The 8,633-nt window shown below is 55.9% G+C and carries 5 protein-coding genes; 3 read left to right on the forward strand and 2 right to left on the reverse strand.

Annotated features, from left to right (window positions below):
• Positions 1 to 41: 41 nt before the first annotated feature.
• Genes ygfK through GSQ70_RS02540 form a run of 3 tightly spaced genes read left to right on the forward strand, consistent with a single transcriptional unit; the run spans position 42 to position 5,964 of the window.
• The gene (gene ygfK / locus GSQ70_RS02530; RefSeq protein WP_158780829.1) at positions 42 to 3,149 is read left to right on the forward strand and encodes a putative selenate reductase subunit YgfK; all 3,108 of its coding nucleotides are present in this window, start codon (positions 42 to 44) and stop codon (positions 3,147 to 3,149) included.
• Between the two features lie 2 nt (positions 3,150 to 3,151).
• The gene (ssnA, locus tag GSQ70_RS02535) at positions 3,152 to 4,480 is read left to right on the forward strand and encodes a putative aminohydrolase SsnA (protein ID WP_158780830.1); all 1,329 of its coding nucleotides are present in this window, start codon (positions 3,152 to 3,154) and stop codon (positions 4,478 to 4,480) included.
• Positions 4,480 to 5,964 (forward strand): nucleobase:cation symporter-2 family protein, encoded by a 1,485-nt coding sequence (locus GSQ70_RS02540; RefSeq protein ID WP_158780831.1) that lies wholly within the window; start codon positions 4,480 to 4,482, stop codon positions 5,962 to 5,964. The genes ssnA and GSQ70_RS02540 overlap by 1 nt, the downstream gene beginning before the upstream one ends.
• A gap of 136 nt (positions 5,965 to 6,100) precedes the next feature.
• On the opposite strand, the gene iolB is transcribed toward GSQ70_RS02540, so the two are convergent.
• Together iolB and GSQ70_RS02550 are read right to left on the reverse strand one after the other, a co-directional pair.
• Positions 6,101 to 6,925, reverse strand: coding sequence for a 5-deoxy-glucuronate isomerase (gene iolB / locus GSQ70_RS02545; RefSeq protein WP_158780832.1), 825 nt, complete (start codon positions 6,923 to 6,925; stop codon positions 6,101 to 6,103).
• Positions 6,926 to 7,013: 88 nt separating this feature from the next.
• A complete protein-coding gene (locus GSQ70_RS02550) occupies positions 7,014 to 8,519 on the reverse strand; it encodes a CoA-acylating methylmalonate-semialdehyde dehydrogenase (protein WP_158780839.1) in 1,506 nt (501 codons plus the stop codon).
• Positions 8,520 to 8,633 lie beyond the last annotated feature (114 nt).

The following is an 8,633-nucleotide window of genomic DNA, read 5'->3' on the forward strand; positions in this document are numbered from 1 at the left end:
TACTCCATGTGGATTAACAGGTAAGTGATGAGGAGCTATCTATGGGCGATATCATGCGACCCCTTCCCTTCGACGAACTCCTGACGCGGATTTGCGCTGAATATCAGGAAAACCAGTCGATATTCGGTATACCGGAAAAAGAGTTTTATACACGCCGTCCTGACCGGCAGATTTCTCTGTTTGGTGAAACCTGCGACACCCCGCTTGGCCCTGCCGCCGGGCCACATACTCAGCTGGCGCAAAATATCATTGTCTCCTGGCTCACCGGTGGCAGCTTTATTGAGTTAAAAACCGTGCAGATCCTCGACAGGCTTGAGTTGGAAAAGCCCTGTATTGATGCCAGTGATGAGGCATTCAATACCGAATGGTCGACGGAATTTACCCTGCGGAAAGCCTGGGATGAATACCTGAAAGCATGGATGGTGCTGCACCTGCTGGAAGCTCTCTATACTCCCCGACACGCAGGTAAGGGGCGCTCATTTATTTTTAATATGAGCGTGGGTTATGACCTGAAGGGCATTAAACAACCGCCGATGCAGAAGTTTATCGAAGAGATGACCGACGCCGGTAAAAACGAAAAATTTACCCGCTACCAGCAGACGTTACTCAGCTGTCTCTCTTCCGGCCACTGGCGGCTACTGGAAAAAGCTGACCGGAAGGAACTGCTCGCTCTGCCGGGGCTGATCTCCTCCCGCATGGTTAACAGCGTCACGCTCTCGACGATGCACGGCTGCCCTCCCGATGAGATCGAATCAATTTGTCGCTACATGCTGACGGAGAAAAATCTGCATACTTTCGTCAAACTCAACCCGACCCTGCTGGGCTATCAGCGAGTCAGGGAGATCCTGGATGGCAATGGCTTTGACTATATCTCGCTCAGTGAAGAGTCTTTTGGGCACGATCTCCAGCTAAATCGGGCACTGGAAATGCTTGAGCGTCTGATTGCTCTGGGTAAAAAACGGCAGCGAACCTTCGGGGTGAAGCTGACGAATACGTTGGGTGCCCGAAATCATAAGCATCGCCTTCCCGGTGAAGAAATGTACATGTCGGGCCGCGCGCTTTATCCTCTCTCCATTAATGTGGCAGCCGTGTTGTCGGCACATTTTGCTGGTGAGCTTCCTGTCTCCTACTCCGGGGGAGCCAGCCAGTATAACATTGCCGATATTTTCGCCACTGGTATTCAACCCATTACCATGGCAACCGATTTGCTGAAGCCCGGCGGCTATTTGCGAATGAAAGCCTGCGCACAAATTCTGGAAACCCATGAAGGCTGGGACCGCAAACAGATCGATGTACCGCGGCTGCAATCACTTGCCAGCGCGGCACTCACTGCCGGATGGGCGAAGAAGGAGTGGAAAAGCCGGGATGAAATAGATGCCGGGGGACCGCTGCCGCTTACCGACTGTTATGTCGCTCCCTGCGTGACAGCCTGCGCCATTCGACAGGACATTCCGGAATACCTGCGTCTTGCCGGTGAAGGACGCTACACCGAAGCGCTGGAGCTGATCTATCAACGTAATGCTCTACCCGCCATCACTGGCCATATTTGCGACCACCAGTGCCAGAACAACTGTACCCGCCTGGATTACGACAATGCCCTGAACATCAGGCGAATCAAAAAAATTGCGCTGGAAAAAGGCTGGGTGGGCTATCGCCAGCGTTGGCACAAACCGGCGGGGTCCGGTGACAAACATCCGGTAGCGGTACTGGGAGCCGGTCCGGCTGGGCTTGCCGTAGGGTATTTCCTGGCGCGCGCAGGGCATCCGGTCACCCTGTTTGAGCAGGAAGCCAGCCCCGGCGGCGTGGTCCGGCACATCATTCCACAATTTCGCATTCCTGCCAGCCTGATCGAACAGGACATCCGGTTTATTGCCGATCACGGTGTGAAATTCGTCTACAGCTGCGACCCCCGGCTGACTATCGCTCAGCTACGGCAGCAGGGTTTCACCTCTGTCTGCATCGGCATCGGTGCGGGTAAAACCAATACCCTTGCCCTGCCCGGTAACAATCCACATGTTTTGAAGTCCTTTGATTTTCTGCGTTTGTTCAACCAGAAATGCCTGCCAGAAACCCTGCGCGGGGAGATTGCGGTAGTGGGGGCAGGTAACACGGCCATGGACTGTGCAAGAGCCGCCCTGAAGGTTAAAGACGTCACCTCGGTCACCATTGTCTATCGACGGGAGGAGCTGGATATGCCCGCCTGGCCGGAAGAAATTGCCGCTGCCCGACAGGAAGGCGTGGCATTCCGGACGCTGGTGAACCCTGAACATTTCGATCCTCAGGGCAATATGACCTTACGCCTGATGCAACCTGGTGAGCCGGATGCCCAGGGACGCCGTCGCCCGATGGCAACAGCGCAAACAGAAACACAGCATTTTGACGCGCTTATCACCGCCACCGGTGAGAATCCGGACGAAGAGGTGCTGAGTCAAATTGGCCTGCCGCTGGCCTCTTCCGGCAGAGTGGAGGTTAATCCGCACACGCTGGAAACCAGCCTGCCTGACGTGTATCTGATCGGCGATGTCCAGACCGGGCCAGCCTCCATTGTTTCAGCCATTGGCGGGGCACGTAAAGCTGCCAATGCCATCCTGCAGCGGGAAAACATTCGTTCCGACAAGGATGACAAACGCTGGCTGAACAGCGATCCGGCCGCGATATATACCCGCAGGGGGATCGTCGCCGTCACGCAGATTGATGCCAGCAATGAAGATGCCTTTGCCCGCCAGGAGGCCACCCGCTGCCTTGAATGTAATTACGTCTGCGCGAAGTGTGTGGATGTCTGCCCTAATCGCGCCAACGTGGCACTCAGCGTGCCGGGCTTCCAAAGCCGTCAGCAAATTCTGCATCTGGATGCGCTTTGCAACGAATGTGGCAACTGCGCCCAGTTCTGCCCGTGGCAGGGCAAACCCTATAAAGACAAGGTCACCGTTTTCAGCCGTCAGGATGATTTCGGCAACAGCACCAATCCCGGCTTTCTCATCAGCCAGCAGAGCGTGCAGGTCCGTCTGCAGGATCGTGTCTGGCGACTGAACCTTAACGGGCAAGGTAGCGTTACCGGAGAAACACCGGACGAGCTGAAGGAGATGGTGCGGATTATCGATTATACGCGCCAGCACCACTCATATCTGTTGGGCAGTGTGGAGGAATAATCATGCTGATTTTGAAAAATTGTACCGCCGTGCAGTTTGAACCCTGTCAGGTAGAACTGGGATACGATATTGCCGTTGAAGATGACAAGATTGTGGCAGTCGGCAGTAATCTGGCTGAACAGTATCCCGGGGCTGAAATCAAACAGATGAATGGCAAGCTGGTTATGCCCGGATTGGTTTGTGCCCATAACCATTTCTACTCCGGTCTGTCCCGGGGCATTCTTGCCCCGATCGCCCCCTGTCCGGACTTTATCTCTACCCTGAAAAACCTCTGGTGGCGGCTGGATCGGGCGCTCGATGAAGAGTCGCTGTATTACAGCGGTCTGATCTGCTCACTGGAGTCGATCCGTCAGGGGTGTACCGCAGTGATTGATCACCACGCCTCGCCCGGTCTGATCAAAGGCTCGCTGGCCATTCTGCGCAAAGGTTTTCTTGAAGCAGGGCTACGGGGGATGACCTGCTTCGAAACCACCGATCGCAATTTTGGGATGGAGGAGCTGGAAGCTGGCGTGGAAGAGAATATCGCCTTTGCCCGGCTGATTGATGCCGAACGCGGCAGCCACCCCCGAAACACGCTGGTGGAATCCCACCTTGGGGCCCATGCGCCATTCACCGTCCCTGACGCCGGGCTGACGCTGCTTCGTCAGGCGAAGCAGGAAACCGGACGTGGCCTGCACATCCACGTTGCTGAAGACCGCTATGATGTGTCACACAGCCACGATAAATATGGCATCGACCCCATTGCCAGGCTGGATAAGTTCGGGCTGCTGGATGAAAAAACAGTGATTGCGCATGCCCTCTGGCTCTCCCCCGATGAAATTACGCTGCTGAATGAACGCCGGGCCTGCCTTGTCCATAACGCCCGTTCCAATATGAACAATCACGTTGGCTATAACCGCCACCTCGCTGGTTACCAGCTGGCAGCGCTGGGAACGGACGGCATTGGCGCGGATATGTTTGAGGAGTTGAAGTTCGCTTATTTCAAACATCGGGATGCCGGTGGGCCTCTCTGGCCGGACAGCTTTATGCACATGCTGCAAAACGGCAATGTACTGCTGGAACGCAACTTTACCGGGCGCTTTGGTCAGCTGGCTCCGGGCTATACCGCCGACCTGACAATCTGTGATTATGCCTCTCCCACTCCGCTGCAGCCGGAAAATCTGGCCGGGCATCTGGCTTTTGGCCTCGGTAGTTCAGCCGTTCACAGCGTAATGGTTGGCGGGCGTATGGTGTATGAAGATCGCCAGTTCCCCTTCGATGTCGCCCCCCTCTACGCCCAGGCGCGTAAAGCAGCCAGCAGGCTGTGGAAAAAAATGGGAGAACTCTCCTGATGAAGACTTCTGCACTTCACTCTGACCCAACGCCCTCTTCCTCTCTGCCAGTGGATGAAGTGCTGCCCATTGGCCAAATGGCCCTGTATGGCTTACAGCATGTGCTGGTGATGTACGCCGGGGCCGTTGCCGTTCCGCTGGTTGTCGGCTCGGCAATCGGGTTGGCGGATAACCAGATCGTGGTGCTGATTGGATGTGATCTGGTGGTGTGCGGAATAGCCACGCTGTTACAGACGATAGGCATTGGCCGGTGGCTCGGATGCCGTCTGCCTCTGGTCCAGGGTTGTACTTTTGCCGCACTGATCCCACTGGTACTTATCGGCAAAGAGTACGGCATGGGAGGCATTTCGGGGGCGGTGATGATCGCTGGTCTGTTCACGCTACTGTGTGCGCCGTGGATTTGTAAGCTGGTTCGCTTCTTTCCTAAAGTGGTGATGGGTTCGATAGTCACGCTGATTGGACTGTCAATTATGCCGGTTGCCGGTGGATGGATTGGCGGAGGAAGCAGCAGCATGGCCGACTTTGGCAATGTTCTGTCGCTGGCACTGGCTGCGCTGACGCTGGTGATCATCCTGAATATCTATACCTTTGGCTCCGGCCTGATTAAAAACATCGCTGTGCTGATTGGGCTGATTATTGGGTCAACGGTGTGGTACTTCGTTGACTCACTGGATTTCAGCCGGGTCAGTGCCAGTCCGTGGATTAGCCTGCCCGTTCCGCTACAGTTCGGCCACCCGGAATTCCACCTGATCCCCATCCTGCTGCTGTCGATGGTCATGGTCGTGGTGATGGTGGAAACCATGTCTTCCATGATGGCGACCGGTGAGCTGGTAGGACGAAAAGCGGACAGCGAAACGTTGAAAAAAGGGCTACTGGCCTGCGGGCTGGCAACATTCTGCGGCAGCTTCTTTAATCTTTTTCCCTATGCTGCATTCGCACAGAATGTTGGGTTGATTGGCCTGACAGGCGTTAAAAGCCGCTTTGTGGTTGCCGCTTCGGGCTGCATTTTGATCCTGATGGGGCTGTTTACCAAAATTGCCGCACTGGTGGTCGTGGTGCCGAAACCGGTGCTGGGTGGGGCAGGTGTTGTGATGTTTGGCATGGTTGCCGTGGCGGGGATCCGTACGCTGGGCCAGGTCAATTACCGGAATAATAACAATGGGATGGTGGTTGCACTGACGCTGGGTCTGGGTCTGATGCCGGTGTTGGTGCCGCAACTTTTCTCACAGCTTCCGGAGCTGGCAAGGATGTTTTTACACAGCGGGATCACCGTGGGGACCTGCACAGCAATCGTCTCGAATCTGATCCTGAACGGGAAAGGTCTTCACTTTAAAAACCGCAGCTGTGAGGCATGCCAACCGGTGGAGCTGGCTGCCGATCCGGAATCAACCGCAGCACGCCGCGTCGCTGTCAAAACGGTCAGAGTCTGGTTGCTTCTGCGCCGGGCCAGAGAACAGCAGCAAAGAGAGAGGGAACAGGAATGAACAGGTCAGAACGACTTCTCAGGATAATTACGGCGGCAACCCTGGTTATCCTGTCAGGTTATTTCAGTCTGTCGGAAGGCCTCTCTCTGGCCTTCCAGAGCCGGTTTCAGTATGCAGCAGGCTATGAATTTGTCGTTCAGTTGCCCGATTTACGCGGATAATCTTCGCTGTTTACCCAGGCGTGATCTTTCTCCCAGCTGAACTTCCACAGCCTGACTGGCCCGGCCATCACATTCAGATAGTAGTTATCGTAACCGGCAAGAGTCGCCACCGGATGATAACCTCGTGGCACGGTGACCACATCGCGGTTGTAAGCCGCCATGCACTCGTCCAGAGAGCGGTCGTCAGTATAGACGCGCTGCATGGCGAAACCCTGCTCCGGATTAAAACGGTGATAGTAGGTCTCTTCCAGACAGGTCTCTGTCTCTGAATCTTCCCGATCGTGCTTGTGGCTCGGGTAAGAGCTGGTATTACCTTCGTCGGTGTAAACCTCCACTACCAGCAGGCTGTCGGCTGGCTTATCATCCGGCAAAATATTGTGCACCAGGCGTTTATTTCGGCCTTTCCCGCGCTGCTCCACACCGACATCCTCAGGTGAGATCAGTCTGGCAGGCAGATTGCCGTTGCCGGGTGCATTACACACTGCCAGTTCAAGGTCGGAATCCGCATAAACTTCCACTTGCTCATGATGCGGCACATACACTGAGTAAGGCGGTGTACGCTCAAACGGCGACATCCGTTTGCCGATGCCCGGAAACTCTGCGTGGCGGGTTTTCACCGAAGCCAGCCCGGCGACCAGCACCAGGCAAAGCTCTTTGCTGCCGCTTTCCAGCGCCAGGGTCTGGCCCTTTTTCAGCTGGTAAGCATCGAAACCGACATAGCGCCAGCTGGCACTTTCCGGTGTGACATGCTGGATGCGCCCCTGCGCATCCGGCTGCTGTGCTTTGGATAGCAATGCCATTCTGCTGCTCCTCTTTCCCTGTGATACTGCCTGGCTAACAGGCAATATCAGGGGGTTTAAATGACTGAATTTTCCGTACGAAACGCGCTTAGCCCAGCGTAGGCATACTGAACTCGGAAACGGTTTTCTGACCACCCGGCCAGCGCACCGTGGCCGTTTTCATGCGGGTGTAAAAACGCACGCCATCTGGCCCGTGCACGTTCAACGCCCCAAATACAGAACGCTTCCAGCCGCCGAAGCTGTGGAAAGCCATCGGCACAGGCACCGGCACGTTTACGCCAACCATGCCCGCCTGCACCTCACGCACAAAATCGCGGCCCGTATGGCCGTTGCTGGTAAATATTGCACTGCCATTTCCGAACTCGTGGCTATTGACCAGCTTCAGCGCGCTGACGTAGTCCGGCGCACGCATAATACTCAGCACCGGGCCAAAGATCTCTTCCCGCCAGATAACCATCTCCGGGGTTACGTTATCGAACAGCGTGCCTCCGACATAGTAGCCCCCGGCAAAGCCCGGTACCTGGAAGTTACGTCCATCAACCACCAGCTTCGCGCCTTCTTCCTCGCCTTTATCAATGTAACCAAGCACTTTTTTCTGGTGCGCCGCAGAGACCACCGGGCCCATCTCGTTCTCTTCACTGCCCTTCTGGATCCCAGGACCAACGCGCAGCGCTCTGACCAGTGGCGTCAGGGCGGCAATCAGCTTGTCTGCCGTGTCGTTACCCACCGCCACCACCACCGGCAGCGCCATACAACGTTCACCCGCTGACCCAAAAGCACCGCCCATAATCGCGTTAACGGTCGCTTCCAGATCCGCATCCGGCATCACGATGGCGTGGTTTTTCGCCGCGCCAAAGGCCTGCACACGTTTACCATGGGCGCTGGCTGTTTTATAGATATGCTCTGCCACACCGGAAGAACCTACGAAGCTGACGGCCTGCACGCGCGGGTCGGTATAGAGCTGTTCCGCATCCTGGTTAGAACAGTGCACCACGTTAAAGACGCCGTCCGGCAGGCCGGCTTCGGTCAGCAGCTCGGCCATGCGTACGGAAGCAGAAGGATCCAGCGCCGGTGGCTTAAGGACAAAGGTGTTACCACAGGCCAGCGCAATCGGGAACATCCACAGCGGCACCATCGCCGGGAAGTTAAATGGGGTGATGCCGGTGACCACGCCCAGCGGCTGCATCAGCGAATAACAGTCTACGCCGGTTGCCACATCCGCCGAGTTCTCACCTTTGATCAGGTGCGGAATACCACAGGCAAACTCCACCACTTCCATTCCGCGGGTCAGCTCGCCCAGCGCATCAGACCAGACCTTCCCATGTTCACTGACGATCAACGCCGCCAGCTCATCGCGATGTTGCTCCATCAGGGCTTTAAAGTTAAACAGCACACGGGCACGGCGCAGCGGAGAAGTACGGGACCAGTCGTCAAACGCTGCATGAGCAACGCCAATCGTCTTTTCCACTTCTTCCGCCGTGCTTTGCGTCAGCTCACGCACCACTTTGCCGGTCGCCGGATCGTAAACCGGGATGGTTTCATTGCTGGCGCTCAGGGATGTTTTCCCGCCAATAAAATTTCCTGTGATAGTCATGTTCTGGCCTCTTGGATGGTGATATTCCCTGCAGGCGGGCTGAGTTTTTCGTTCGCCCCCTGGCCGGATAAATCCTGTTGTGCGTGCAAAGACCTGTCTCTTATACACATCTGA

The sequence above is a fragment of the Pantoea sp. BAV 3049 genome (assembly GCF_009765445.1).
Lineage (GTDB): Bacteria > Pseudomonadota > Gammaproteobacteria > Enterobacterales > Enterobacteriaceae > Erwinia.